This is a genomic window from Bradyrhizobium sp. MI1.10 (assembly GCF_055811035.1).
The window spans coordinates 30,233-54,218 of the sequence record NZ_JBVVPN010000016.1; the positions used below are offsets into that span (position 1 = coordinate 30,233).

Annotated in this window: 28 protein-coding genes; 6 read left to right on the top strand and 22 right to left on the bottom strand. The window is 65.1% G+C overall.

Annotation, left to right across the window (positions count from 1 at the left end):
- Positions 1 to 43 precede the first annotated feature (43 nt).
- Positions 44 to 1,891 (top strand): serine hydrolase, encoded by a 1,848-nt coding sequence (locus AC0L3K_RS18145; protein ID WP_473366557.1) that lies wholly within the window; start codon positions 44 to 46, stop codon positions 1,889 to 1,891.
- A gap of 224 nt (positions 1,892 to 2,115) precedes the next feature.
- Here AC0L3K_RS18145 and AC0L3K_RS18150 read toward each other — a convergent pair whose 3' ends face one another.
- The 4 genes from AC0L3K_RS18150 to AC0L3K_RS18165 all read right to left on the bottom strand — a co-directional run bounded on the left by AC0L3K_RS18150 (position 2,116) and on the right by AC0L3K_RS18165 (position 5,908).
- Positions 2,116 to 2,841, bottom strand: a complete 726-nt coding sequence (locus tag AC0L3K_RS18150; RefSeq protein WP_354158429.1) for a DnaJ domain-containing protein — start codon at positions 2,839 to 2,841, stop codon at positions 2,116 to 2,118.
- 70 nt (positions 2,842 to 2,911) lie between these two features.
- Entirely contained in the window at positions 2,912 to 3,661 is a 750-nt protein-coding gene (locus AC0L3K_RS18155) for a vWA domain-containing protein (RefSeq protein ID WP_007603235.1), read from the bottom strand.
- A gap of 120 nt (positions 3,662 to 3,781) precedes the next feature.
- Positions 3,782 to 4,642 (bottom strand): alpha/beta fold hydrolase, encoded by an 861-nt coding sequence (locus tag AC0L3K_RS18160; protein WP_007603233.1) that lies wholly within the window; start codon positions 4,640 to 4,642, stop codon positions 3,782 to 3,784.
- A 342-nt stretch (positions 4,643 to 4,984) separates the two neighbouring features.
- Complete coding sequence (locus AC0L3K_RS18165; protein WP_007603231.1) at positions 4,985 to 5,908, bottom strand: division plane positioning ATPase MipZ; 924 nt, start codon at positions 5,906 to 5,908, stop codon at positions 4,985 to 4,987.
- Positions 5,909 to 6,190: 282 nt separating this feature from the next.
- Here AC0L3K_RS18165 and panC point away from each other — a divergent pair, with 282 nt between their 5' ends.
- The gene (gene panC, locus AC0L3K_RS18170; RefSeq protein ID WP_354158436.1) at positions 6,191 to 7,042 is read left to right on the top strand and encodes a pantoate--beta-alanine ligase; all 852 of its coding nucleotides are present in this window, start codon (positions 6,191 to 6,193) and stop codon (positions 7,040 to 7,042) included.
- Here the strand turns inward: panC and AC0L3K_RS18175 are convergent.
- The 5 genes from AC0L3K_RS18175 to AC0L3K_RS18195 form a co-directional block, all read right to left on the bottom strand.
- Positions 7,039 to 7,479, bottom strand: coding sequence for a DUF1489 family protein (locus tag AC0L3K_RS18175; protein WP_085395609.1), 441 nt, complete (start codon positions 7,477 to 7,479; stop codon positions 7,039 to 7,041). The two genes, panC and AC0L3K_RS18175, sit on opposite strands and share 4 nt — an antisense overlap.
- A gap of 42 nt (positions 7,480 to 7,521) precedes the next feature.
- Positions 7,522 to 8,487: a hypothetical protein gene (locus AC0L3K_RS18180; RefSeq protein WP_007603228.1), complete on the bottom strand. Its 966-nt coding sequence runs from the start codon at positions 8,485 to 8,487 to the stop codon at positions 7,522 to 7,524.
- A gap of 159 nt (positions 8,488 to 8,646) precedes the next feature.
- Positions 8,647 to 8,850 (bottom strand): hypothetical protein, encoded by a 204-nt coding sequence (locus AC0L3K_RS18185; protein ID WP_007603227.1) that lies wholly within the window; start codon positions 8,848 to 8,850, stop codon positions 8,647 to 8,649.
- A 177-nt stretch (positions 8,851 to 9,027) separates the two neighbouring features.
- Positions 9,028 to 9,396, bottom strand: coding sequence for a YidB family protein (locus tag AC0L3K_RS18190; protein ID WP_219684905.1), 369 nt, complete (start codon positions 9,394 to 9,396; stop codon positions 9,028 to 9,030).
- Between the two features lie 86 nt (positions 9,397 to 9,482).
- On the bottom strand, positions 9,483 to 10,145 hold the full coding sequence (locus tag AC0L3K_RS18195) for a glutathione S-transferase family protein (protein ID WP_219684904.1): 663 nt from the start codon (positions 10,143 to 10,145) through the stop codon (positions 9,483 to 9,485).
- A 124-nt stretch (positions 10,146 to 10,269) separates the two neighbouring features.
- On the opposite strand from AC0L3K_RS18195, the gene AC0L3K_RS18200 reads away from it, so the two are divergent.
- Positions 10,270 to 10,983: a DUF599 domain-containing protein gene (locus AC0L3K_RS18200; RefSeq protein ID WP_219684903.1), complete on the top strand. Its 714-nt coding sequence runs from the start codon at positions 10,270 to 10,272 to the stop codon at positions 10,981 to 10,983.
- Between the two features lie 929 nt (positions 10,984 to 11,912).
- Here AC0L3K_RS18200 and AC0L3K_RS18205 read toward each other — a convergent pair.
- From AC0L3K_RS18205 to mgtE, 4 genes are all read right to left on the bottom strand, one after another.
- Positions 11,913 to 12,929, bottom strand: a complete 1,017-nt coding sequence (locus tag AC0L3K_RS18205) for a hypothetical protein (RefSeq protein ID WP_354128534.1) — start codon at positions 12,927 to 12,929, stop codon at positions 11,913 to 11,915.
- Between the two features lie 49 nt (positions 12,930 to 12,978).
- On the bottom strand, positions 12,979 to 13,797 hold the full coding sequence (locus AC0L3K_RS18210; protein ID WP_354201879.1) for an aldo/keto reductase: 819 nt from the start codon (positions 13,795 to 13,797) through the stop codon (positions 12,979 to 12,981).
- Positions 13,798 to 13,969: 172 nt separating this feature from the next.
- Complete coding sequence (locus AC0L3K_RS18215; protein WP_354201878.1) at positions 13,970 to 14,287, bottom strand: helix-turn-helix domain-containing protein; 318 nt, start codon at positions 14,285 to 14,287, stop codon at positions 13,970 to 13,972.
- A gap of 162 nt (positions 14,288 to 14,449) precedes the next feature.
- On the bottom strand, positions 14,450 to 15,871 hold the full coding sequence (mgtE, locus tag AC0L3K_RS18220; protein ID WP_007603218.1) for a magnesium transporter: 1,422 nt from the start codon (positions 15,869 to 15,871) through the stop codon (positions 14,450 to 14,452).
- A 116-nt stretch (positions 15,872 to 15,987) separates the two neighbouring features.
- Here mgtE and AC0L3K_RS18225 point away from each other — a divergent pair, with 116 nt between their 5' ends.
- Positions 15,988 to 16,761 carry a polysaccharide deacetylase family protein gene (locus tag AC0L3K_RS18225; protein WP_473366558.1) on the top strand — a complete coding sequence of 258 codons (774 nt, stop codon included), beginning with the start codon at positions 15,988 to 15,990 and terminating at the stop codon, positions 16,759 to 16,761.
- Positions 16,762 to 16,952: 191 nt separating this feature from the next.
- On the top strand, positions 16,953 to 18,287 hold the full coding sequence (locus AC0L3K_RS18230; RefSeq protein WP_473366559.1) for a polysaccharide deacetylase family protein: 1,335 nt from the start codon (positions 16,953 to 16,955) through the stop codon (positions 18,285 to 18,287).
- A gap of 3 nt (positions 18,288 to 18,290) precedes the next feature.
- Here the strand turns inward: AC0L3K_RS18230 and AC0L3K_RS18235 are convergent, their stop codons facing one another.
- On the bottom strand, positions 18,291 to 18,665 hold the full coding sequence (locus tag AC0L3K_RS18235) for a hypothetical protein (RefSeq protein WP_007603215.1): 375 nt from the start codon (positions 18,663 to 18,665) through the stop codon (positions 18,291 to 18,293).
- A gap of 287 nt (positions 18,666 to 18,952) precedes the next feature.
- On the opposite strand from AC0L3K_RS18235, the gene AC0L3K_RS18240 reads away from it, so the two are divergent.
- Positions 18,953 to 19,210 (top strand): hypothetical protein, encoded by a 258-nt coding sequence (locus AC0L3K_RS18240; RefSeq protein WP_007603214.1) that lies wholly within the window; start codon positions 18,953 to 18,955, stop codon positions 19,208 to 19,210.
- 21 nt (positions 19,211 to 19,231) lie between these two features.
- Here the strand turns inward: AC0L3K_RS18240 and AC0L3K_RS18245 are convergent, their stop codons facing one another.
- The 8 genes from AC0L3K_RS18245 to AC0L3K_RS18280 all read right to left on the bottom strand — a co-directional run bounded on the left by AC0L3K_RS18245 (position 19,232) and on the right by AC0L3K_RS18280 (position 23,904).
- Entirely contained in the window at positions 19,232 to 19,420 is a 189-nt protein-coding gene (locus AC0L3K_RS18245; protein ID WP_007603213.1) for a hypothetical protein, read from the bottom strand.
- A gap of 11 nt (positions 19,421 to 19,431) precedes the next feature.
- Positions 19,432 to 19,761, bottom strand: coding sequence for a four-helix bundle copper-binding protein (locus tag AC0L3K_RS18250; protein WP_007603212.1), 330 nt, complete (start codon positions 19,759 to 19,761; stop codon positions 19,432 to 19,434).
- A gap of 101 nt (positions 19,762 to 19,862) precedes the next feature.
- The gene (locus tag AC0L3K_RS18255) at positions 19,863 to 20,807 is read right to left on the bottom strand and encodes a cation diffusion facilitator family transporter (protein WP_007603211.1); all 945 of its coding nucleotides are present in this window, start codon (positions 20,805 to 20,807) and stop codon (positions 19,863 to 19,865) included.
- A gap of 18 nt (positions 20,808 to 20,825) precedes the next feature.
- The gene (locus AC0L3K_RS18260) at positions 20,826 to 21,731 is read right to left on the bottom strand and encodes an NAD(P)/FAD-dependent oxidoreductase (RefSeq protein ID WP_007603210.1); all 906 of its coding nucleotides are present in this window, start codon (positions 21,729 to 21,731) and stop codon (positions 20,826 to 20,828) included.
- Positions 21,728 to 22,804 (bottom strand): flavodoxin family protein, encoded by a 1,077-nt coding sequence (locus tag AC0L3K_RS18265; RefSeq protein WP_007603209.1) that lies wholly within the window; start codon positions 22,802 to 22,804, stop codon positions 21,728 to 21,730. The genes AC0L3K_RS18260 and AC0L3K_RS18265 overlap by 4 nt, the downstream gene beginning before the upstream one ends.
- A gap of 80 nt (positions 22,805 to 22,884) precedes the next feature.
- A complete protein-coding gene (locus AC0L3K_RS18270; RefSeq protein WP_007603207.1) occupies positions 22,885 to 23,085 on the bottom strand; it encodes a hypothetical protein in 201 nt (66 codons plus the stop codon).
- Between the two features lie 2 nt (positions 23,086 to 23,087).
- Entirely contained in the window at positions 23,088 to 23,294 is a 207-nt protein-coding gene (locus AC0L3K_RS18275; RefSeq protein ID WP_007603205.1) for a hypothetical protein, read from the bottom strand.
- Positions 23,295 to 23,652: 358 nt separating this feature from the next.
- Positions 23,653 to 23,904, bottom strand: coding sequence for a hypothetical protein (locus tag AC0L3K_RS18280; protein ID WP_245286057.1), 252 nt, complete (start codon positions 23,902 to 23,904; stop codon positions 23,653 to 23,655).
- Between the last annotated feature and the right edge of the window lie 82 nt (positions 23,905 to 23,986).

Here is a 23,986-nt window from a genome sequence, read left to right on the forward strand (position 1 = left end):
CCTCACGAGCCGGTGATCAAGTCAGAAACGGGGACGGGGTTTCATGCTTCGTAAAAACTTGTCTTTCTCGCGCTTGGCGCGGGTTGGCGTTTTTGGGCTTCTTGCGGTTACCAGTGCGGTCATCTTCACCACAGATGCTGCCGAGGCGCGGCGCCACCGGCGTCACTATGCGCAACACCGCGTGCAGCGCGATGTGTCCGAGAGCTCCAGCCCGAAATTCGCATCGATCATCGTCGACGGCAATTCCGGCTCCGTGCTTCAGGCAACGAGCCCCGACGGGATCCGCCATCCGGCCTCGCTGACCAAGATCATGACGCTCTATCTGCTGTTCGAGCGTCTCGAGTCCGGGAAGATGAAGCTCGACACCGAGATGCCGGTCTCACAGCACGCCGCCGATCAGGATCCGACCAAGCTGAACCTGCGTGCCGGCCAAACCATCCGCGTCGAGGACGCGATCAAGGGTCTCGTCACCCGCTCCGCCAACGACGCAGCCGTTGTGATCGCGGAAGCGATTGGCGGCGACGAGGACGACTTCGCCCAGATGATGACGCGCAAGGCGCGTTCGCTCGGCATGTCCAGGACGGTTTACCGCAACGCCAACGGCCTTCCCAACGACGAGCAGGTCACGACCGCGCGCGACCAGGCCACGCTCGGCCGCGCCATCCAGGAGCGCTTTCCGCGCTACTATCGCTATTTCGCGACCTCGACCTTCAACTGGCGCGGACAGTCGATCCGGAACCACAATCATCTGCTCGGGAATGTCGAGGGCGTGGACGGCATCAAGACCGGCTATACTCGCGCCTCCGGCTTCAATCTCGTGACCTCGATGCGCCGCGGCAACCGCCACCTGATCGGCGTGGTGCTGGGCGGCCGCAGCGGCGGCTCGCGCGACGCCATCATGCGCAACCTGCTCGCGGAGAACCTCGATAAGGCCGCGACCACCCACACCGTCGCCGCGGTCACCGAGCGCAACGGTTCCGATGCCGCTGCCGAAGTCGCCGATGCGTCGGATACCCCGACCCGCTCCGCTCCGCAGGTCCAGGCTGCGGCTGCCCCTGCTCCCGAAGCAGCCCCGTCGCGTCTCGCCGCGCGCCTCTCGACGCTTGCGGCTGCGACTGCCGCGGTGCCGCCGGCTCAGCCCAGATCTGAAGCCAACAGGCCTGAAGTTCGGCCGACAGAATCCAGGATCGAGCCTGCGCCGCTCACCAATGGCGTGATCTCGAGCCAGCCGCTCTCGATCATCCCCGGCTCGTCCGAGCCGATGAAGCCGGTCAGGGTCAAGACCGTCCAGGTCAAGGCCGGCGCCGTGAAGGTCGCCTCCGCCGCCCCGGCTCAGATCGCACCGCAGGTCACGAGCACGATCGCGTCCCGTTCCGACGTCGCCGAAACCTCCGGCGCCGTCGTCGCCCGGGCAGACCTCATCAACAAGCCTGAGGTCGCCAGCCAACCGGAAGCTCCGAGGGCCGAGATCGCCCGTACCGAGCTGCCGCGGCAGCCGGCGGGCTTCGGCACCGGCAACGGCGTCCTCGGCGTCTTACCGGCCGCAACCGCCGCCGCACCTGCCCCGGCTGCTGCGAAGCTCGCGTCAGCCGACCCGGCGCTGCAGCCGATCATGAGCGCCACCACGAAGCCAGTCGTCACCCACAGCGGCTGGATCGTCCAGGTCGGCGCGCTCGAGAGCGAGAACGAAGCCCAGCAGCGCATCGACGCGGCGCGCAGCTCGGCTCGTGGCCTGCTCAGCAAGGCCGACCCGTTCACCGAGCCGGTCGTCGCGAAAGACAATCGCAAGCTCTACCGCGCCCGCTTCGCCGGGCTCGACCGCGACCAGGCCGAAGCCGTCTGCCGCACCCTGAAGCGCGCCGATATCTCCTGCATGACCGTCCGCAACTAATCTTTCGCACCGCTCCAATGAAAATGCCCGCGCCTTGCGCGGGCATTTTCATTTTCGGGACGCGGTGGCCGACGAGGCTGTTCCACGACAACCTCTCGTCAAGGATTTACGGTTAAAACTTTACGCAAGGGATCGACCACGCCGACAATGGCGGGCATCGGGGCGACGGCAAACAGAGCAAGCAGAGCTCACACGGGACGAGCGTTTGTAGCGTGGTGCCGGAGTTAGCCGTTATGCGTGCGAAGCAGAGTATCCTTGGCCTCGTTTACACGGGCAGCGAGATACGTCGAGCCCCCCTGGTCGGGATGCAGTTTCTTCATCAGGGACTTGTGAGCCCGGCTGATGTCGTCACGCCCCGCCCCCGGCTGCAGGCCAAGGATCTGATAGGCCTCCTCCGTCGTCATTTTGCCGCTCGCCACCGTGCGGCGCTGCCCCCCTGCCGCGTCGCCCTGCGCGTTCTGACGCCAAGCGGGAAACCGGCGGTCCAGATAGCTTTCAAGTAGGGCCACGCTCTCGGCGTCGAACGCCGGGACCATTGCCAGCAGGGCCGCGAGATCGAACTCATCGAGATCGCGCCCGGCGTGAGGCCCGGCGACGATCCGGCCTCCGAGCTGGCCGGAATCGTGATCGAGCCGCATATCCAGGAATTGCGAGCGCACGCGCGAGGCCTGACCGGCCGGGCGCGTCGCGCCCCCGCCGAACAGCCCGCCGATATTGCCGAAGCCGGCGTTTGCCATCGGTGTCCAACCCAGGAGCCCGGCACCGAATATCCCGAGCGGGATCGCCACCACCAGTTCGCCCTTCAAGCCAGTGAACGCTGCGACAGCCAGCGCGACCACGCCGCCACCGAACCTGATCGCGCGTGCCAGCACCGCTGGGTTGGCCGAACGGAACATCTGGAGCAGCAGATAAAGGGTAATAACAGCGATAGCGCCGGCAATCAGGGTCATGGCCGGAATATAGTCGGCCTATCGCCAAAAAGCATCGTGTCCTTGCGCCCCCGCCGACCGCGCGCCAGCGCTACTTCATCTGGCCGATCAGCCTGGCCGCGCCACTTGCGGTCTTCGCCAATTGCAACAGCGCCTCGCGTCCGCCGGCCGCGTAGGCGGCGGCTGCGCGCAACAGCTCGCGCAACTGCGCCGCCGCGCCCGGATCGAACCGGCACCAGGCACCACCTGTCAGACGCGCGATCTCGCGAAAGGCCTGCTCGGCCACTGAGTCATGGCCTTCCTGAAATACGAACACAGGCACCTTGAGCATACCGAGCTCGCCTGCCTTGGCGCAGAGCTCGTCGACGTTCTCCTCCATGGCGTCGCCGACGAAGACAACGGCGCGCACGCCGGATGCGACCGCCTCGCGCCGCGACTCGCTCAGCACCTTGCCGATCTGGGTGTCGCCGCCACGGCAATCGATCTTGCCCATCAGCGTCGCAAGCCTGGCGCTGTCGGAGATCCATCCCGTGGCGCGGCACTCGTTGAAGCCGCGATAGTAGACGAGCCGGATGTCGAGACTGCCGAGCGCGGCGGTCTCACGGAACATGTCGGCCTGAAGCGCGCAGGCCATGTCCCAGGTCGGCTGCCGGCTCATCGTCGCATCCAGCGCGAAGATCAGCCGCCCTTTCGCACCGGGCGCATGCGGTGACAGCGCGCGCGCGTTTGCGACGAAGGCGGCGATGTCCTCCGAGGTCGAGGTCCCCGCCTGCGGCACAGCGCCATCTGGTTGTGCCGAGACGGCATCGCGGCCGCGCGGTTTGATGGGTTCGCCGGACATTCCTTGACCTTTCGTGAGCGGCTAATGTGGTCAGCGCACGCAGCTAGGTCAATGTGCAAAGCCCCCGCAGGCGGCAGCCGGCGGAGGCTTTGAAAATCGCTATCGACGACGAGGAAGGCGTCAGCTCTTGGCAGGCGCCATCAAAGCGACCGGCCCGGGCTCGAGAATCTTGGGCGGGGACGATTGCGTATCGACCGGCGCCACTTCGCTGTCGGTCGCGCTCAGGAACTTGTCGAGCATGCCCTGGATCGAGTTCTTGGCCGCGTCCGGACCGGTGTCGCGCATGTCGTTGTGCTGGAATTCGGTCTTCACGACCTGGATGCCGGCCTTCTCGCATTCCTCGTCGGTCGGGATCACGCCCGCATCGGCCTTGAACTGCGGATCGGTGGAGCGGAACGACAGGATCTTGAACTTGCCGGCGGTGACGAAGGGCACGCGAAGATTGTCGAGCGTGACGACCTTCTTGACCTCATCCGGATACTGCTTGGCGAAATACATCGTGATGTCGCCGCCCATGGAGTGGCCGACCATCGTCACCTTTTCGTAGTCGGCGTTGGGCTGAACCTTCTTCATCTCCTGCATGGCGAGATGGATGTTGGCGACGCCTCGCAGGATCTGCGGCAGTCGGCCAACATAGATCTCACCGGGCTTGGTCACCATCGGAGGATCGGTCGGCAAATCATGCTGCGGGCTGACGACGAGGTAGCCGCGCGCGGCGAAAATGTTGGCGAGGAAGCCGTACTCGGTGTTCTTGACGGTGTTGCCGTGGTTGATCACGGCGACCGGCATCGTGATCATGCCGGCATTGGCCTGCATTTCCTTGTCACGACGGATCGCGATATCGACGGGCACCGCACGGTTGTCGCGCGAGGCATCGTAGAAGGTGATGGTCTCGTGCCTGATTGCCCACTTGCTCGCCGTGAAATAGGCGACACCACAGAGGGCACTGACCGAAACCAGAACGGCAATTCCACGCTTCATTTTCGTCCTCAGCCTCAGGCTCTTGCGGCCTGAATCCCTGTTGAAAATCGTGTTCTTCCGGAGCTCTTCGGCCCCTGGTCGCCTATTCCCTAATATATGTCACAGGCGCGTGACAGGAAGGCTAAATATTGTGAACCATCAGCCCTTTCATTGTGCGGCGCACACGTTTCTTGGGCACCCGGTTCTCATACGGCTACGTCAGGGTGCACGTCACCTTCCGACGCAACCTGTCTCGATCGGGTTCAATTTTGCAGTAAACGCGGGGTGAAAACGGTTGAGTGCGGGCTCGGTTCCCGTGGGAACCGGCCGCTTGATCGACTGGAAGTAGCTATATACCGACGCCTAGGCGCCGAGGATGTCGTGGACCTCGAGCGGCTTGTCGACCTGATTGAACCACTCAGCGCGGTTGGCCGCGCGGCGGCGTCCGCGCTCGTCGAGCGGAAGCTTGAGCTGGCGGAGCAGGCTCGTCACCTCCTCCCGTGCGGTGAGATGGCCGAGATTGGGCCGCATGCCCAGCGTCGCCTCGTCGATCTCGTCCAGCGCGGTCAGGCCGCGCGGGAAGAACTCGCGATAGACGACGCGTTCGGCGAAGCCGTCGACGTAGCGGAAGCCGAGCCGTAGCGATAAATCCTTCAACCCCTCGGCAACGAGTTGCTTGTTGCGGGAGCCGAGCATCGACAGCCGGTTGCGCACCACGATCCAGTCGGTGGTCGCGCCGTCGAGCTGGCGGCGCTTGCGCCTGACATCCCGCACCATCTCGGCATAGTGGCTTTCGCCTGTCACCGCGTAATTGGCGGGATCGACGGTGCCGAGCACATCGAAATCGAGGAAGCTGTCGTTGATCGGGGTCACCAGCGTGTCGGCCATCGAGTGCGCAAGCCGCATCAAATAGCTGTCGGTGCCGGGCGTATCGATGACGATGAAGTCGAAACTGCTCTCGACCGCCGAGACCGCCTCCATGAACTGAAGGAACTCCGAATTCTCATTCTCGGCGACCTGCATGGTCTCGCCGAGCTTGATGCAGCGATGCAGCGGCAGTTCGAGGTCGAGCTTGGTGCGGCGCGCCCAGGCGGAACGGTTGTTGATGTAGTGAGTAAAGCTCTGCTGACGGCAGTCGAGGTCGATGGTGGCGACGCGCTGGCCGGCTTTTAGAAGCGCGACCGCGATGTGCAGGGCGGTGGTCGACTTGCCGGAGCCGCCCTTCTCGTTGCCGAGCACGACCACATGCGCCGAGCCGGACTGGCCTTGGCTAGCTTGCACAAGCATCGCGATCCTCAACACCCCTAACGAATATCTTCGAGTTGGCCGCGTCTGCGGTCAAGTGAAATGCGTGACAGGCAATACAAATCGCGGCGCGCCGTCCTTCGTCATGAATCGCCGCGCCGCTTCGCGTCTGTGATCCAGCCCACAATGTCGCGACCTCTTGCGCGGCTTTGCGCGGGATGCTGTGCCGCATCCGGATGCGTGGCGTCCATGGTCGCCGCTTGTTAAGGTTAGCCTGCCGGGCGCCGGGACGCGCCCGCCGATTCCAAACCCCGTCGAGTTCTGATGTCACGCAGCCCCTTGATTGCCCGCACGGTCCCCACCTTGCGACGCGCCGTCGACAATCTTCGCAAGCGAAAGGCCACGATCGCGCTGGTCCCGACCATGGGAGCGCTCCATGACGGTCATGTGTCGCTGGTGCGCCTGGCCAAGCGGCGCGCGAGCCGCGTCGTGGTGTCGATCTTCGTCAATCCGACCCAGTTCGCCCCGACCGAGGACTTTGGCGCCTACCCGCGCACCTGGAAATCCGACATCGCCAAGCTCGCCGCCGAGGACGTCGACATCGTCTGGCACCCCGGCGCCGAGGCCATGTATCCGGAGGGCTTTGCCACCCGCATCGTACCGGAGGGACCGGCGCTGGCCGGCCTCGAGGACCGCTTCCGCCCGCATTTCTTCGGCGGCGTCGCCACCGTCGTCGGCAAGTTGTTCACGCAGTGCCGGCCGGATGTCGCGATCTTCGGCGAGAAGGATTTTCAGCAGTTGCGGGTGGTGGCGCAGATGGCCCGCGACCTCGACCTCGGCGTCAAAGTGATCGGTTCCCGCACCGTGCGCGAGCGCGACGGGCTCGCGATGTCCTCGCGCAACGTCTATTTGTCGCCACGGGAGCGGCAGACCGCAACGACGCTGTACCGCGCCATGAAGGAGAGCGCCGGGCGCATCCGCGCCGGCGAAGCGGTCGCAGCCGCAATGGCGCGCGGAGCCGCGATGATCACCGCGGCCGGCTTTGAGCTCGACTATTTCGAGGTCCGCCATGCAGCGACTTTGGCGCCTGTCGCCTCGCGCAAGGACGGGCCGTTGCGCATCCTGGTCGCGGCCAAGCTCGGCACGACCCGGCTGATCGACAATATCGCGGTTTAGAGCAGCCCGAGATCGCGCAGCTCGCGCCGCATCGGCTCCGGCATCGCCGCGATCGAGCCGGCGGCGGACTTGCCGAGATCGGGCGGCACGGAATCGTCGGCAAGGTAGCGCCAGCCCTGGAACGGGCGCATCGGCCGCGGCGACACCGGAATCACCTTCGGCTGCATCACGATCCGGCAGCGTCCGATGCCGTCCTTGTCGCGGAACGGCTCGATGCCGATGATCTTTTCGCGTGCGGCGACCTCGCCCTTGATCACCCAATAGAGCGAGCCCCCCGACAAGATCTCGGCGTCGCGCTTGGGCACCATGCGGGTGATGTGGATGTGATGTTGCGGCAGACCCTTCTTCTTGGCGGTCTGTATCCGTTCGGCCGTCCACTCCTTCAATTCCTTGACGGATTCGCAGCCGACGGCGAGCTTGATCAGATGTAGTGGCATGCCCCAGCATTAGCCGGGCAGCCCCGCATTTGGAATGCCGATCTACTCGTTATCCGCAGCCGGGGGAGCCGCGGCCGGCGGCGTGAGCGGAACCGGTGCTGCCGCTGGTGCCCGCGCAGCCTTCGGCGCAGGCGGCTTCTTCGCGGCGGGAGCTGCGGCCTGTGCCGAGGCCGCTGCCGGGGGGCGCGGAGCCGCCGCGTTCGCGGTGGGCGCCGCCTGACGCGTCGGCGGCTCCGGATTCATGATGCTGACCGGCGGCGTCGACGAGGCACTCGGGAACTCCGCACTGGTCGGCTTGCCCGTCGGCATCGACGGCGGCAGTCCGGCAAGGGCGGCAGTGGCGGGCAACGATTGCGCTGCTGCAGGCGCATTCCAGGTCGGGGCGTAGCGCGCGACCAGCGTGTCGTAGAGATGGGAATCCATGTTGGCGGCGACCTGCTGCTGGTCGGTCAGCGAGCGGAAGGCCGCGCAGTCGAACTGCGTGCAGCCGTCGCGTACGACCAGCACCTGCGCGACCAAGCCATAGCGATCACGTTCCAGCGATTTGCGCAGCACCTTGATGTCGGGCGTCAGGCTCTTCTCGGCGGTCGCGGCATCGCCGAGCGCCATCAGCCGGTCGATCCTGGCCGCGGTCGTGGAGACGGCCGCAGCGGCCACGTCCGGCGCGCCGAACAGCGCCTTCTCGCAGCCGATGGCCACGGCATCGCCGGCGAGATCGTCGAGACAGGACAACGCCGGCAGGCTCGCGGTCATCGCGGCCTGCGCGCGCGCCTCGGTCGGGGTGGTCTGCCCTGCCGGTCCATCGACGCGCACAACAGCAGCCATCGCGATGGTGATGGCGAGCAGCGTAACAACGGTCAGCGCGCCGTTGGCGACCGACCGCTCGGCGCGCTGCAGCGTGACCAGGAGGATCAGTCCGAAGAAGCCGGCAGCCGCCAGCATCATCCACATTGGAAAGGCCGGCGAGCGCCAGATTTGGTCGAGCGACGAGGCCCATGCCCAGTTCATGCGCGACGTCCCCTCACGCGAGCAGAGAGCGAATGGTCAAAGCGAGCACCGAGAGTCGGCAGCTGCCCCCGGCCCACCTTTTGAAGGTGAAGCGGGCCTTTTGACGGCGGCAGAATACAAATTCCCGGGGACGCGCCAATGCGCGGGTAGCGTCGGTCTTCAGGACAGCGCGAGCTGGCTTTCCTTGGCGACGCGTTCAAAAGCCTCGGTCGAGCTCTTGATCCGGTACTGGCAGTCGTCACCATCCGTCGGCAGCAAGCGGATGATCTCATACGAGCCGCTGGCAGCAGGGCGTGCGACATTGCTGGCCGTGAACAACACGCGCGATCCAATAGGGAATTTGTGCTTCAACACCCTCTCCATCACTCAAACAACGCCTGCCACGCCCGTGGTCCCACTGCGTCGGCCGGCCGGAAACCCGGCCGCTGTATAGCATGCGGCGGGCTTTTTTGGCCAGCAGTATGCGACATGGCAAACGTGCAAATTTTGCAGTTATTTCAGAGTGATGCCGCCAGCCGGTGATACCGCTGGAACCGTTCCTCAGGCGCTATGGGGCAAATGGCCGTCGGGGCTTGCGTGATCCACGGCTTTGGGCAGTTCCTGGGCCAGAATCTGGCCCAGCTGGTCGACCGGGATGTTGTAGCGCGCAGCCAATTGGCGGACGGTGTCGCTGCCGAGCACGGTGCGGAGCTGGTCGGCCGAGATCGGCAGGTTCTGGCCGTTGCCGAGCCAGGATTTGACCTGGTCACCGAACCCGGCCTGCTGGAGCTTTGCGACGATCGCGCCGAGGCCGCCCTGATTGTTGCTGCCGAGCACCTCGCTCAGCACAGTCGGCAACACGGCTGCCCCGAGCTGGCCGAGCGCGCTCCGCAGCGCCGGGTTGTTCTCCAACGAGTCCAGGATTCCCATGATAACCCCTCTCCTTGCCCGCAGCTCCCCGCGATTGAGCGCCGTCACGCGCCGTGCCGTCAAGCCGCGCTCAATCACATTCGCGACTACACGTTCTCGAACTTTTCGATGACAAGCGTTTCGGCGAGCCCGTCCCGGGTCCATTCCTGCAACGCCGGCAGCGCCAGCATTGTGTCCATGTAGGCCTTGGTCTCCGGCGTGACCTCGATCGCGTAGGTGCGGAAGCGGTGCACGACCGGGGCATACATCGCATCCGCCGCGCCGAAGCGCCCGAACAGGAACGCTCCGTTGGCGCCATACCGGGTCCGGCACTCCCGCCAGATCTCCTGCACGCGCACGATATTGGCTTCGGCGTCCGCCGACAGCGTCACGGGGCGCACCGGGCGGTGCAGGTTCATGCCGCATTCGTTGCGAAGGGCCATGAAGCCGGAATGCATCTCGGCGCACACCGAACGAGCATGGGCGCGGGCGGCGGCGTCGTCCGGCCACAGCTTCACTTCCGGGTAGCGCTCGGCGATGTATTCGATGATGCTGAGCGAATCCCACACCGTGATGTCGCCGTCGACCAGCACCGGCACCTTGCCGGCGCGGCTGAACGAGATGATCTGCTCCTTGTCCGCGGGATTGTCGGTGTAGAGCGGGAGGAGGGTCTCCACGAACGGGATGTCGTTGGCGCGAAGCGCGAGCCAGGGCCGCATCGACCATGACGAGTAATTCTTGTTGCCGATTGCGAGTTTCAGCGCAGCCATGTCATCAGTCCTTCCCGATACGCCTTGAAGCGAGCCACTTTTAACGCCATCGCCTGCCGCCAATCAATCGTTGCTGCACCTCGCCATGCGTGGCAAGCGTTGCGATCCTCTCCAGGAGACTGACATGAGCAGGCATTGGGTCGACATCACAGCCGTCGGCTTCTTCATCATCGAATGGCTGGTCTACGCGCTGACGCTGGAGCATTCGGCCTATGGCCGCGACAGCCTGTCGGCGCGCATGAACCGCTACCGCGAGGTGTGGGTGCGCCGGCTGCTCGACCGCGACGCGCGCATGGTCGACATGCAGATCATGGCCTCGCTGCAGAACGGCACCGCCTTCTTCGCCTCCACTAGCCTCATCGCGCTCGGCGGCGCGCTGGCGCTGCTGCACGCGACCAACGACGCGATCACGATCTTGAGCAAGCTGCCGATCGATCTCAGCACCTCGCCCGCCATGTGGGAGCTGAAATGCGTCGGCCTTGTCCTGATCTGCGTCTATGCCTTCTTCAAATTCGCCTGGTCGTACCGCCTGTTCAACTATGTCGCGATCCTGTTCGGCGGCATGCCGGCGGCCTCGCAGCGTGACACGCCGGAGGCCGAAGCTCATGTGATCCGTACCTCGCGCCTGTTCGAATCCGCCGGCCGCCATTTCAACCGCGGCCAGCGCGCCTTCTTCTTCGCACTCGGCTATCTCGGCTGGTTCGTCAGCCCCTGGGTGTTGTTCGTCACCACGGCAGCCGTGGTGATCGTGACCTGGCGGCGGCAATTCGCCTCGAGCGCGTGGGAGGCGATGGCGCCGGAGTTGGTGGATGGTGATGAGATGAAGCGCGGTCGTTGACTCGCGCGTGTCCCGCACGCGACGGAATGCGCATTCGTAGGATGGGTAGAGCGAAGCGAAACCCATCACGCTTCTTCTTCGCGGAAGCATGATGGGTTCCGCAAGTGCTCTACCCATCCTACGCTTTCCAGACACAGCTTTGCATCCTCGCGGCGCGTTTCGCCCGAGCTTTGCTTGGTCGCTCCACCCTCAAAGCCAAGAGGGCGCAGGGAAGGCCGGGTGCTGACCTCGCACCCGCGGTCCGCTGCGCGAAAAGCACACGCAGAAAAACCGCACAGCAGCATACAGGTGGTGCCAATCACTCGGCCTTCCCTGCGCGATGGTTGGACGGCTTATGCCGTGCTCTCCCGGGAGCCGAACTTTCCTTCTGGCCTCCCTCGCCTCGCGAATTGGATGATGCTGTCTGCCCGGTTGGGCTCGCACACACCTCCGCGAAAGTTTGACCGTAGCAACGACGGCCAGGACCACACGGTTTTGCCGTACGCGCCTTCGCCATTTCGCCGCAGGGTTCGACGGCCTCGTGCACGTGGCCATCGAAATACCGACGAGACGAACTTCACAGCGCCGCTCGTCCGCAGGCGGTTGCGGGCTCACAGGGACTACCCGCCCTGCCCGCACCTCTCATGCCGACGCTGCCGCGTCCACCGCAAGCCCGGCTCGCAATCAAGACGACAACGAGATCGCCCCTCAAGGATGAGCCGGGATGACCGACACATACGCCAAAACCGAATTTCGGTAAAGCGGAATATATTTGCGTGAGCGGATTGACAGAGGAGCGACACAGGCGCGGTCGCGTAGCCCGGATGGAGCGCAGCGTAATCCGGGAAGGTGCGAAACGCAGCGCGAGCGGCCCTGGATTGCGCGGAGCCTGTCATCGGGCGGCGCTTCGCGCCGACCCGTTGGCTCCATCCAGGCTACTTGACTACCTGCTATCCGCCGAAATCCCGCGGGCTGAACGGCAGATCCATCACCTTCCATTCCCCGTATTTGTCGGCCGGCAGCATCTTGTAGGGCTGGCAGGCCTGAAGCGCGCTCATGGCGGACTTCACGAGCGCCACGCCCTTTGCGGATGGCGGGGCTTCGATCAGGATCGGCTCGCGCGCCAGTGTGCCGTCGGTCGCGAGCACCGTGCGCAGCTTGATGTTGACGGTGTCGGTCGGCGCGACCCCCGCCGGCAGCTTGGCGCAGCTTCGCAAGTGACGACGCAGCTCGGCGATGATTTCGGCCGGCAGCTTGGCCGCGATTGAATCCTTGGCATCGCCGCCATCGTCCTTGGGGGCGTCTTTCGACAGCTCCGTCGGCAATTCCGGCGGCAGGCCCAGCATGACGCCGTACTTGACGGTGACGTCGGGCTCCGGCGCCTGATAGGCCGGGGGCGGCACGGCCTCTGGCTGCTGCATCGCTTGTGGCAGGAGCTGTGGCGCCGGAGGCTGAGGTGGCTGCGGAGTCGCCTGAGGTGGCGGCGACTGCGATGGCTGAGGCTGTGGCTGTGGCTGTTGAGGCTGCGGTTGCGTCTGCGCATTCGCCTCGCGCTGCTGCTGCGGCGTCTGTGAAGGCTGTGGCTGCGGCTGTTTCTGCTGCGGCGGTTCAGGCGAGGCCTGCTGCTTTGAGGCTTGCTGCTTCGAGGATTGTGCCGCGGCCTGCTGCTTCGCCTCGGGCTTTGGCGCGGTTGCCGCCTTGTCCTTGTCGGTGAAATCCAGTTTCGGCAGTTTCAGGTCAGGGATCGGCTCCGGCGGCTTCGCCTTGAGTTTTTCTTCGGCCTTTTCCTCGGCCTTGACCTCCTCCTGCTTCACCTGCTCCGGCGTCACGATGCTGACGGAAACCGATTCGGGCGGGTTGGCGTGAAACGGATGGACTTCGCTGATCACGATGATCACCGCGACCAGCGTCAGATGGGCGATCGCCGACGCTGCAATGTCCGTCCGTATGATCTTCCGCAGTTCCATCGCCTGACTTCAGGTTGCCAAGCTGGTCCTAGCATACGGCAGCCCCCTCTCAATCCCATTTTGGCGCGAAGCCGAAATCGGTCAGGCGGCCCCTGGGACTGGCCAGCGCGGCGATCTGGGCCATCTCGTCATCCGAAAGCTCGAAATCGAAGATCTCGATGTTTTCCGACAGGCGTTCGACGCGCGAGGTGCGCGGGATCGCAGCGACATTCTGTTGCACCAGCCAGCGCAGGCAGACCTGCGCCGGCGTCTTGTGATGCAGACGTCCGATCTCGGCGAGCGTCTGGTCGGTCTTGATCCGCCCCCTGGCGATCGGGCTGTAGGCGACCAGCGCGAGCCCGTGCCGATCGCAGGCCGCCCTCACCTTCGCCTGGTCGAGATAAGGGTGGTATTCGACCTGGTTGCAGGCCAGCGGCTCCGGCGACAACGCCACCGCCTGCTCGATCAGCGCAACAGTGAAATTGGAGACGCCGATGTGGCGGGTCAGGCCCATGCGCTTGGCATGCGACAGCGCGCCCAACGTCTCCTCCAGCGGCACGTGCGAATTGGGCCAGTGCAACAGCAAGAGATCGACGGAGGGAAGCCGCATGCGCACCAGACTCTCCTTGACCGAGCGTTCGAGATCGTGAGGCGCGAAATGGTTGGTCCAGACCTTCGTCGTCAGGAAGATGTCGTCGCGGCGCACGCCGGAGGCGCGCAAGCCGTCGCCGACCTCGCGCTCATTGTCGTAGACCTGTGCGGTATCGATGTGGCGATAGCCGAGCCGCAGTGCCTGCTCGACCACACGCGCGCACATGCGCCCGCTCAGCTCCCAGGTTCCCAGCCCGATGGCCGGTATTCTTGCGCCATTGGTCTCGACGAACAGCATGAGGAATCCTCTCTGTCGCGGTCGCCCCAAATCATGATCCAGGCGTCATTATGAACCCGGCTGGCAACGCTGCCAACGGGCGGCACCGACCGCCGGGCCGGATCTTGCGCGCAATGCTAACGGGAGGTTCGCGCCAGACCTTGACGCCAAGCCTCGACGACAAGCCTCGAGCTCAGGCTTTGGCGAGCGCCTGGAACACGGTCTCGGGCGCATGCGCGATCACGGCGAGCAGCGCGCGGGCGGGTCCCCGCGGGGCGCGCTTGCCCTGCTCCCAGTTGCGGATGGTCTCGACGGGAACGCCGAGTTTAGCCGCGAACTCCATCTGGGTCAGGCAGGCGCGGCGACGCAAATCGCGCACGGCGAGCGAGCTGGCTTCGGCCGGCGCTGCGTTAGGTACGGGCTGGATTGGAAAGGGCTGGACAGGAAACTCTTGCCCGTCCCGCAACTCGACGATCCGTCCGTCCGCCTTCAGCCGCACACGCATGCTCATTCCCCCAAGCGGGAACGATGATGCGGCAGCTCGCTTAAGTTCGGATTAAAGATGATGGCCAGTAGCCCGGATGGAGCGCAGCGCAATCCGGGGCATCTCTCGAGCCGACGCAGCGGCCCTGGATTACGCTTCGCTCCATCCAGGCTACGGATTCAACAGCTCCTACCTGAGCCCGAACCACAGCGTCGCGATGCCGAGGAAGGAGAAGAAGCCGACGACGTCGGTGACCGTTGTCACGAACGTGCCTGACGCCACCGCCGGATCGGCTCGCACACGTTCGAGCGCCATCGGGATCAGGATGCCTCCGAGCGCGCCGGCGAAGAGGTTCACGATGATGGCGAGCCCGATGACCATGCCGAGGCCCGGGATCCTGAACCAGGCCACCGCCGCGATTCCCGTGATCACGGCAAAGGCGAGACCGTTGACGAGGCCGACCAGGCCCTCGCGCACCACCACGCGCCAGGCATTGGAGGAGCCGAGCTCGCGCGTCGCCAGCGCCCGCACCGCAACCGTCATGGTCTGGGTCGCGGCATTGCCGCCCTGGCTCGCGACGATCGGCGCCAGCACGGCGAGCGCTACCATCTTCTCGAGCTGCCCCTCGAACAGGCCGAGCACGGAGGACGCCAAGAAGGCGGTGGCGAGATTGACCAGCAGCCAGTTGAACCGTGCGCGTGCAATGGTGAACACGGTATCGGACAGCTCTTCGTCGCTGTTGACGCCGCCGAGCGCCTTGAGGTCCTCGTCCGCCTCTTCCTCGATGACGTCGACGACGTCGTCGACGGTGATGACGCCGACGAGGCGGTCCTGGGTGTCGAGCACCGGGGCTGCGACGAGATTGTACTTGCCGAACATGCGCGCCACCTCCTCCTGGTCCTCCAGGACGGAGACGCGGCGGCGATCCTCGTCGGTCAGCTCGGCAAGCGCCACCGGGCGGCGGGCGCGCAGCAGCACGTCGAGCGAGACCGCGCCCTGCCAATGCTGCTCCTTGTCGACGACGTAGATCTCGTAGAAGCGGTCAGGCAAATCCGGCGTCTCGCGCATGTAGTCGATCGCCTGCCCCACGGTAAAATCCTGGGGCACGGCGATGAACTCGGTCTGCATCCGGCGGCCGGCGGAGTTTTCCGGATAAAGCAGGCTGCGCTCGAGCACGACGCGCTCCTTGAGCGGCAGCTTCTCGAGGATCTCCTCCTGATCGGCCTGATCGAGCGTTTCCAGCAGCTCGACCGCGTCGTCGGATTCGAGCTCGAGCACACCTTCCGCGACCGTCTGCGGCGGCAGTTCCTCGAGGATCTCCTCGCGCACGCCCTCGTCGAGCTCGTTCAGCGCGGAGAAGTCGAAATCGCGCCCCGTCAGTTCGACCAGGCGGACCCGATCGTCAGGCTCGAGAGCCCCGATGAGATCGCCGAGATCGGCCTCGTGCAGTTCGGCAACGCAGGCGCGCAGCGCGGCGCTGTCGCCGGCCTCGATCGCATGGGCAATTTCCGCGACGAATTCGTGACGAATCTCGCCGTCTTCATTGCGCATCGGCACGTGGTCGAGTACCGATTCCGCAGCAGACGCGGCACCGTCCAGATGTTCATCCATGGCGCGCCTCGCCGTTCGACAGGTTGAAACGAGTGGTCTGAGCTGACGGTTCAGGCAATACCCACAAGGCAACTCTGAGCGCAATGACAAAGATGCTTCGATTGAGGTGGACCTCGATGTCGGCAGGCGCAGCGCTCGCCGCCCTCGCCGGCATCGCCTCGACTGAAGCCGCCGAGTGCCCTCGCAAGGACGCGCTCGGCACCTCCCGCATTCTGAGCGTCGACGCCAAGACCACGCCGCGCGTGGGCCTGAAGAGCTTTCCGCAGACGTTGCCACTCGCCGATCACGAGGTCGTGCTGACCTTCGACGACGGACCGCATCCGCCGACGACGTCGAAGGTATTGGCGGCACTGGCGCAGGAATGCGTGCGCGCGACTTTCTTCCTGATCGGCCTGCACGCCTCCGAACACCCCGACATGGTCAAGCGCATCGCCCGCGAGGGCCACAGCATCGGTCACCACACCTTCTCGCATCCGTTCATGGCGCGGATCCCGTTCGACAAGGCGAAGAGCGAAATCGATCGCGGCATTGCCGCCGTCGAGCTGGCTCTGCACGGCACCTCGACAACGACGCCCGCGACCCCGTTCTTCCGCTTCCCCTATTTCGAAGCCACGCAAGCCGAGCTCGACCTGCTCCAGTCCCGCGGCATCGTGGTGTTCGGGGCTGACCTGTGGGCCAGCGACTGGAACGAGATGACGCCGGAGCAGGAATTGAAGCTCGTCACCGAGCGCCTAGCCGCCGCCGGCAAGGGTATCATCCTGTTCCACGATCCCAAGGCGCGCACGGCCGCGATCATGCCGGCCTTCCTGCGGTATCTGAGGGAGAACGGGTATCGGGTGGTTCACATCGTGCCGGCGGGCACATCACAGAAGAGCGCCGACGCCCGTTGATGCCGGAATGTCACGCCGGCGCAAAATGGGGTGATTTTGGCCCTATTAACAGTCTGTTCATGCTACGCCATGCAAGTATCAAGGGGACTTGTCGCGGCAGAGTCCTGGGTAGCGGTTCCTTGCGCCTGAACCGTTTGCAGATGTCTCCGACCTACTATGGCGGCAATCGCGTAAGAGGGCAGACCGGGTTCATGATCGGAAGTAGCGTTGTTGCTCGGACGCGATCGTGGATCGTCCTTTGCCTTGGCGGATTCCTAGGCGGATTTTTGGGTGTCCTGACCATCGGCTCGCCGGCCATTGCGGCCGACTGCCCCGGCCGTCCGGACGCACTCGGCACGTCCCGCACCCTCGTGGTCGATCCGCACGAGCATCCCCGCATCGGCACCATGCAGTACCGCGAGACGCTGCCGCTGAAGGATCGTGAAGTCGTCCTGACCTTCGACGACGGTCCGTTGCCGAAATATTCCAACCAGGTGCTGCAGATCCTCGCCGACGAGTGCATCAAGGCGACCTTCTTCATCATCGGCGAACAGGCCAAGGCGAACCCGGACGGCGTGCGCAAGCTGGTCGCCGCGGGCCATACCGTCGGCACGCACAGCATGACGCATCCGCTCACAATGGACCGGATGCCGCTCGACAAGGCCGAGGCGCAGATCAATGGCGGCATCGAGTGGACATCGGCCGCAATGACCGATCCGTCCAAGCTCGCGCCGTTTTTCCGCATTCCCGGCCTGATGCGCGCCGAGGGCGTCGAGAACCTTCTGATCTCGCGCGGGATCCAGGTCTGGAGCGCCGATTTCCCGGCCGACGACTGGCGCCATGTGTCCTCCGATCGCGTCTATCAGCTCGCGATCCAGCGGCTCGAGGCCAAGGGCAAGGGCATCCTGCTGCTGCACGACATCCAGGCCCGCACGGTGGCGGCCCTGCCGAAGATCATCCGCGACCTCAAGGCGCGCGGCTATCGCATCGTGCACGTGGTGCCCGCGACCGCCGAGCAGCCGGCGACGCCGACCACGCCGGTGGAATGGCTGCTGCATCCGCCGACCGAGACCACACCGATCGCGCGCTGGCCCGCCGTGCCGAATTTCGTGTTCGCGCAGACCAAGACGCTTCCGGCGCCCTCGCTGGCCGACCTCAACGCGCAGACCGAGCATCAACCGCTGCTGCCGCGCAAGACCATGGCGCTCGCCAATGTCGCGGCCACCCTGCCCGTGCCCGCCCGCGATCTCTTTGCAATCCCCGAGGGCTCTGTCGAGGTGCTGCTGTCGACGACGTTGTCGCGGCGCGTCGCGACACGCCTGGCAATGGCGGCCGAGACGCCCCGTGCGGCCAAGGGCAAAGCCGGCAAGGCGCGCGCTGCCCGCACCGCGCGCGCTGCTCACGGCACACCGAAGCATGCCGCAGAGACCGAGGGCACTGCCCCCAAGAGCACTGCGCCCAAGAGCGCCGCGCCCAAGAGCGCCGCGCCAAAGAGCACTGCGCCGCGCCCGACCCGTGTGGCGAGCCTGAAGAAGCGCGCGCAGTAGAGCCTACTGTCGCATGATGTTGGCGACGCAGAGCAACACGATCAGCGCCAGGAAGAACAGGTCCATATAGGACTTGACCTCGCCGTCGCGCCGCAGCCGGGCGACGTCAACCACGACCTGCCTGCGCGCGTTCGTTCCGCCCGCGCCGTCATTGATCGGGCCCTGCAGCCGCTTGGTCTCAGCCTCCAGCCGCTCGATCTTCTGGTAGAAGTAGAAGGCTCGCAGCGTCGAAGCTGCGCGCATGCCGGTATAGATCAGCACCAGAATCGCGATGATCGCCCGGTTCTGGTATTTCTCCATTAAATTCAGGCTGAAATAGACCATCGCCATGAATGCGAAGTTGGTCACGAAGCGGTAGACGAAGCTTAGAAAGACCATGCGGGCTCAAGCCTTGAAGGGTAGTGCAACCGGACCGTGTTGCGAATGCGGGGATCAGGGGGCCAGACCGGAATAGCCGGCCCGAATGCCATGCAGGCCGGTCTACGCCAACTTTGTTTCACCAAAGATACTATTGCCCCGGCAATGCCGCCTTTTAGCCACGCCCGGCCATAATGCAAGCCGCAGGACGGCCGCCGGGCCCTCCGCGTGCCTGCTGGCTGCAACGGCTCCATGGAGATTTGGCGGAAGTCCCGATAGACTGGCGCCGCCACATATGGGGTCTGCCGATGCCGAAGAAGGGAATCACCGGCCACGACGACTGGGTTCTGACCGAGGCGCTGGCGACCGCGCTGGTCGCGCTGGAGCAGCTCGACACCAAGCACCAGCCGAGCGCGCATATGGACGACATCCGCAAGATGCTCTCGAACGGCAAGGAGCCGGCGGCGGTGAGCCTGCATCTCGCCCAGGCCAAATGCCGGCTGTTTCCCGACCTCGATCCGCTGGAGATCTACCGGGAATACGGCATCGGCGAGGAATATGGCTGAGGGCGCCGTTGACGGCCGGACTTAAGGCCCGCCGGCGACCGATCCCGCGATCACCATGACCAGCGCGGCCAAGTCGATCTTTCCGTTGACGATCAGCTCCTCCGAGGCTTTCGCATCGTCCGCGCGTTCGACCTTCAGCAATTGCGGCCGGTTGGCCGCCTGCCGCTGCAGCTCCTCGACGATGGCATCCGTGAGTTTCTCTTCCAGCATGGGCTTCGTCCTCAGGCCGCCATCGCACGACAGGATTGCGCGCAGGAGCGGCACATGGCGACGCACTCGTCCATGCCGCCGACCCGCTCGCAATCCTCGGCGCATTCGCTACAGATTTCCGCGCATTCGCCGCACGTATGCCGGTGATGCGGCGTGTTGATCAGCATGAAATGCGCCGCCGTCCGGCACATTTCGGCGCACGCCATCATCAGGCGGAAATGCTTGGGCTCGACGTGCTTGCCGCCGGTCTGGAGGCAATGGTTCATCGCGGTGCCGAGGCAGGTCTGGTAGCAGCTCATGCAGAGCGCGATGCAGCGCGTCATGTCTTCGGATTGAGCCATCCGGTTTCTCCAGTGCTCGCCCCCTGCCCCGGTCAACCAGGGGGATGTTGTGATCGTTCCTTCCGTCGTGCCGATTGTGACGCCCAGGGAACCTCGCAAAACTAGCCGTAGCGCCTCGCGCGCACCGCCCGGTAGCGAGCATCGGTCTGCGGCTTGATGAACAGCGCCGCCACGCTTGGATGGCGTTTGCGTATCTCGGTCTCTATCGCGACGACGCATCGCTCGATGTCGTCGGCGCGCTTGTCATCCGCAAATTCGATGCTGAGGGCCGCAACGACCTCGACCGGCGACAGCTGCACCGTCAGAAGGCCGTTGGCCCTGAGCACGCCGGGCGAACGCCTTGCGATGTCGAGGACCGATCGCGCAAGCTCCGGATCGGCAGGCTCGCCGATCAGCAGGCTCTTGCTCTCGCGCGCAAGACCGATCGACACGATCGCCAGCAATATCCCGATCAGGATCGAACCGATCCCGTCCCAGACCGGCTGGCTCAGCACTACGGCGGCCGCAGTGGCCGCCGCAGCAATGGCGATGCCGACCAGCGCCGCGCTGTCCTCGAGCAGCACCATGAATGCCGGAGGATCCTTGCTGCGAACGAAGGCCTGATAATATCCGAACCGCTGGCCGTCGGAGCCGAAGCGCCGCAGGGCAACCAGCCAGGAGCCGCCTTCAAACAGGAACGACAGCCCAAGCACCACGAAGCTGACGATCGGACTTTCGATCGGCTCGGGTGCGGCGACATGCAGAATGCCCTGATACAGCGAGACACCGGCGCCCAGCGCGAAGATCAGCAGCGCAACGATGAAGCTCCAGAAATACAGCTCGCGCCCATAGCCGAGCGGATGGGATTCGTCGGGCGAACGGCTCGCGCGCCGGTAGCCGTAGAGCAGCAGGATCTCGTTGGTGGTGTCGACGAGCGAATGCACCGCCTCGCTCGTCATGGCCGAACTTCCCGTCCACGCGGCGGCGCCGATCTTCGTGACCGCGACCAGGACATTGCCGAAGAGCGCCGCATAGACCGCGGTCTTCGAGGATGATTCTGTTGCCAATGTCCGATACCCCGCTCCTCATGCCAGCCGCCGCGGCAGGCTGTGGTGGATCGTGCAGGCGGCGACCGCGGCGTGGCCGAACGCGACCGAGATCTGGTGCAGGTCGGTGACGACGTCGCCGATGCCGTAGAGCCCGTCGACCGAGCTGCGCTGATGATCGTCGACTTTCAGGTAACCCTCCCCGGTATGTTGGGCCCCCAGATTCATCGCGAGATGCGAGCGCACCTCCGCACCCATCACCGGGTAGACCATCTCGAATTGCGCCGTCCGGCCGTTGGCGAAGACGGCTTCGACGCCGTGGTCTCTCCGCCTCAGGCGCAGGCCGGGCGCGACGACGATCTCGACACCCGATTCATTCAGCTCCGGTGCCGCGGCCTTCCCGTCATCCTCGCCCGTTGCCAGCAACGTCACGTCGCGCGAGTAGCCGCGCATGAAGAGCGCCTTGCCGGCGGCACGGTGAAGCGGACCGACGATGCCGATGCGACGGCCGATCGCCTCGTAGGCGTCGCAAACGGGGCAGTAGCGCAACAGCCCGTCTGCGACCGCCGCGCGCCATTCGTCGAACGGCGGATGGGCGTCGACGATGCCGCTGGCAAGGATGACGGTAGCAGCCGTATCCGCGCCGCCGTTCCAGATCGCCTGAAAACCCTGGTCGTCTCGCCGCAAGGCGGTGACTTCGGCGGCCACCCGCGTGACCGCGAGCTCGCCCAGTTGCGCGGACATGCGCGCGAGCAGGTCGGTGCCGGACAGGCCGTGGACGAAGCCCGGCACATTGTGACTGCGCGGGATCAGCGCCGCCCGGCTCGCGCCCGCGTCCACGACACAGACGCGGCGCCGAAATCGCGCGAGATAGATCGCGGCCATCAGCCCGGCGGGGCCGCCGCCGACGATCAGGCAATCATACGGCTGATCATTCGCCGTCATTTGGGGTTTGGATCCGACAGGCCCGCACCGGGCGCGCGAAGCTGTCCGCTCCGCGCCAGCCGGACCGCATTACCGAGCGCGCGCGCGACGTTCTTCACCTCCGTCTGGAATGCCCTGTCGTCATCGAGGTCGCGGTGCGAGGTGGCGTATGGCTCCATGTAGCCGACATAGCCATCGAGCTCGGCGAAGCGGCCCGCCGAGATCAGCTGCATGTCGGTCAACCAATCCGACAAAGCGCGGCGCACGCCCTCGGCACCGACCGCATCGCCGTGAACGACGAGGCCAAAATGACGGCCGGCGAGATGGCGCGGATAAGACCAGCCTTTCAGCTCCAGCGCCTTGGCTTCGGCAGCCTTCTTGCCGTGGGTCGAGGTCGGATCGGGATTGCCGCCGTCGGCGCAGACCATGCGATCCATCATCGCCTTGAGCCCGGCGGGCACGTGATACCAGTTCACCGGGGTCACGATCAGGATGCCGTGGGCCGCGACCCAGAGCGGATAGATATCGTTCATCCAGTCGTCGGTCTGCCCCAGCGAATAGTTCGGATAACAGCTGCACGGCCAGTGGCAGAGCGGCATCGCGGTTCCGACGCAGGATTTGCAGGGATGGATCGTCTTGCCGAACTCCGAAGCCAGGCGCGATAGATCGAGGACGTCGACGGCAAGCCCAAGCTCGGCAAAGACCGGCTCGGCGAGCTCGACCAGACGCCAGGTCTTGGACATCTCGCCGGGACAGGTGTGCTCGCTTCGGGCCGAGCCGTTGATGATGAGGATGCGCGGCGTCTCGTCCGCGTCGTCATGGCGTCGCTGCGCCGCCAGGATCTTCGCGCGCGCATCGAGCCAGTCGACGGCGATGTCGTAATCGGGATCGGAGAATCCTGCGCCCGCCTTTCGCGTCAGCGGGGCCTTGCGTGAATTGCTGTAGGCATCCCAGGCCGCGCCGACGATGGCGTCGAGCTCGCGCTGGAGCGGTGCAAAGGCGGGATCGACGAACCGGCTCCGGTAGCGGCGCTCGAAGGCCTCGCGCGAGAGCTTGACGGGCGGCATCCCCTTGCGAATGTCGGCTTCCGTCATGCTGGCTCCTCGCGAGGTCGGTACAGTCCGACCAACCCGGGGCGCAGCGCGCGGTTCCTTCTCGCTCTCCTCTCGTCGCCCTACTGGCGGACAACTTCCGGCGGCACATCGAACTGCGCGATGCGCTGGTCCAGCCGCCACAGTTCGATGCGGTGCACCAGCACGAGCGAGGCGGCCTCGCGCTTGGCCTGCTCATCATTGTCGCAGACCAGGTTGATGCATCCAAACACATGCCCGTCCGGATCGATCTGGAACGCGCGGTAGTGCTTGATGCTCCGCATCGTCACCCTCCCCGTCTCGGGTATACGGGTTCGCTCAGCCAGTCCGTCAGGTTGGAGGTCACCTCGTTCTGCTTGGCGCGCCGAAGCAGCATGTCACGCTCCTTGCCGGGCGGCAGGCTGCGCGCGCGCTCGCGAGCGGCTTCGGCGAATGCCACCAACCGCTCCTGGAGCGATTGGGTCTGTTTCCTGCGGTTGCGTTTCGCGGTCATTGTACTTTCACAAAGCCCTTCAGATGGAAGGAATTGGGAGGAATTGGCCCCGGCGGGAGGTCGGCGCCGGGGCCAGAGTTTCGTGCCGGTCGGGGCGGCCCAGCCCGGCAGCGTTCACAGCTTCGGCCGCAACCGCAGGTTCCGGCATTTCAATAAGTTAACGGTGCGTGATTTTGCCGATGCGAAACGAAACGGCGAAGCATCACCCGGTCGCGGCCATTCGCAGCAAGGCGCAGCGCGAAGGCATTTCGCTCAAGCCCGTCAACCGCTCGCCTTACAACAGGCGATCCAAAGCAGCGAAGCGGCGCTGAGCGAGGCACCCATCCCGGCGCATGCTAGCGTTTGATGTCGTCGGCTCCTATTCCGACGGCACGCGGTGTCTGAGATCCTGCTGTTCCCGGTTGTCGCGAAGGGCCTTGAGCTCCGAGCGCAACATCGCGCTTTCCATCACCACCCGGCGCACCTCGCGCGTGGCGTCATCAAGCTGATCCGCGACCGCTCTGCGCTGCGCCCGGAGGGCGCGGCTCGCTTCGATCGCGCGCTCAGCGCGGGCAAGCAGGACGTCGTTCATCGAACGACGATAGAAGATTCGGGATGAAACCGCCTTCACGTAAGTTACGTCAATTACTCAAAATCAGCCATCCGCTCAAAAAACATCCGCGAACGCTAACCTGGATCAAGTATCTCGGAAC

Bases quoted from the DNA above. Each gene is read 5' to 3' on its own strand.
- AC0L3K_RS18225 (WP_473366558.1), top strand. From the start codon at position 15,988: ATGTCGGCAGGCGCAGCGCTCGCCGCCCTCGCCGGCATCGCCTCGACT.
- AC0L3K_RS18240 (WP_007603214.1), top strand. From the start codon at position 18,953: ATGCCGAAGAAGGGAATCACCGGCCACGACGACTGGGTTCTGACCGAG.
- AC0L3K_RS18215 (WP_354201878.1), bottom strand. From the start codon at position 14,287: ATGAGCATGCGTGTGCGGCTGAAGGCGGACGGACGGATCGTCGAGTTG.
- AC0L3K_RS18195 (WP_219684904.1), bottom strand. From the start codon at position 10,145: ATGGCTGCGCTGAAACTCGCAATCGGCAACAAGAATTACTCGTCATGG.
- panC (WP_354158436.1), top strand. From the start codon at position 6,191: ATGTCACGCAGCCCCTTGATTGCCCGCACGGTCCCCACCTTGCGACGC.
- AC0L3K_RS18200 (WP_219684903.1), top strand. From the start codon at position 10,270: ATGAGCAGGCATTGGGTCGACATCACAGCCGTCGGCTTCTTCATCATC.
- AC0L3K_RS18260 (WP_007603210.1), bottom strand. From the start codon at position 21,731: ATGACGGCGAATGATCAGCCGTATGATTGCCTGATCGTCGGCGGCGGC.
- AC0L3K_RS18250 (WP_007603212.1), bottom strand. From the start codon at position 19,761: ATGGCTCAATCCGAAGACATGACGCGCTGCATCGCGCTCTGCATGAGC.
- AC0L3K_RS18210 (WP_354201879.1), bottom strand. From the start codon at position 13,797: ATGCTGTTCGTCGAGACCAATGGCGCAAGAATACCGGCCATCGGGCTG.
- AC0L3K_RS18150 (WP_354158429.1), bottom strand. From the start codon at position 2,841: ATGACCCTGATTGCCGGCGCTATCGCTGTTATTACCCTTTATCTGCTG.
- mgtE (WP_007603218.1), bottom strand. From the start codon at position 15,871: ATGGATGAACATCTGGACGGTGCCGCGTCTGCTGCGGAATCGGTACTC.
- AC0L3K_RS18235 (WP_007603215.1), bottom strand. From the start codon at position 18,665: ATGGTCTTTCTAAGCTTCGTCTACCGCTTCGTGACCAACTTCGCATTC.
- AC0L3K_RS18190 (WP_219684905.1), bottom strand. From the start codon at position 9,396: ATGGGAATCCTGGACTCGTTGGAGAACAACCCGGCGCTGCGGAGCGCG.
- AC0L3K_RS18270 (WP_007603207.1), bottom strand. From the start codon at position 23,085: ATGCGGAGCATCAAGCACTACCGCGCGTTCCAGATCGATCCGGACGGG.
- AC0L3K_RS18230 (WP_473366559.1), top strand. From the start codon at position 16,953: ATGATCGGAAGTAGCGTTGTTGCTCGGACGCGATCGTGGATCGTCCTT.
- AC0L3K_RS18175 (WP_085395609.1), bottom strand. From the start codon at position 7,479: ATGCCACTACATCTGATCAAGCTCGCCGTCGGCTGCGAATCCGTCAAG.
- AC0L3K_RS18155 (WP_007603235.1), bottom strand. From the start codon at position 3,661: ATGTCCGGCGAACCCATCAAACCGCGCGGCCGCGATGCCGTCTCGGCA.
- AC0L3K_RS18185 (WP_007603227.1), bottom strand. From the start codon at position 8,850: ATGGAGAGGGTGTTGAAGCACAAATTCCCTATTGGATCGCGCGTGTTG.
- AC0L3K_RS18245 (WP_007603213.1), bottom strand. From the start codon at position 19,420: ATGCTGGAAGAGAAACTCACGGATGCCATCGTCGAGGAGCTGCAGCGG.
- AC0L3K_RS18145 (WP_473366557.1), top strand. From the start codon at position 44: ATGCTTCGTAAAAACTTGTCTTTCTCGCGCTTGGCGCGGGTTGGCGTT.
- AC0L3K_RS18265 (WP_007603209.1), bottom strand. From the start codon at position 22,804: ATGACGGAAGCCGACATTCGCAAGGGGATGCCGCCCGTCAAGCTCTCG.
- AC0L3K_RS18205 (WP_354128534.1), bottom strand. From the start codon at position 12,929: ATGGAACTGCGGAAGATCATACGGACGGACATTGCAGCGTCGGCGATC.
- AC0L3K_RS18160 (WP_007603233.1), bottom strand. From the start codon at position 4,642: ATGAAGCGTGGAATTGCCGTTCTGGTTTCGGTCAGTGCCCTCTGTGGT.
- AC0L3K_RS18180 (WP_007603228.1), bottom strand. From the start codon at position 8,487: ATGAACTGGGCATGGGCCTCGTCGCTCGACCAAATCTGGCGCTCGCCG.
- AC0L3K_RS18275 (WP_007603205.1), bottom strand. From the start codon at position 23,294: ATGACCGCGAAACGCAACCGCAGGAAACAGACCCAATCGCTCCAGGAG.
- AC0L3K_RS18165 (WP_007603231.1), bottom strand. From the start codon at position 5,908: ATGCTTGTGCAAGCTAGCCAAGGCCAGTCCGGCTCGGCGCATGTGGTC.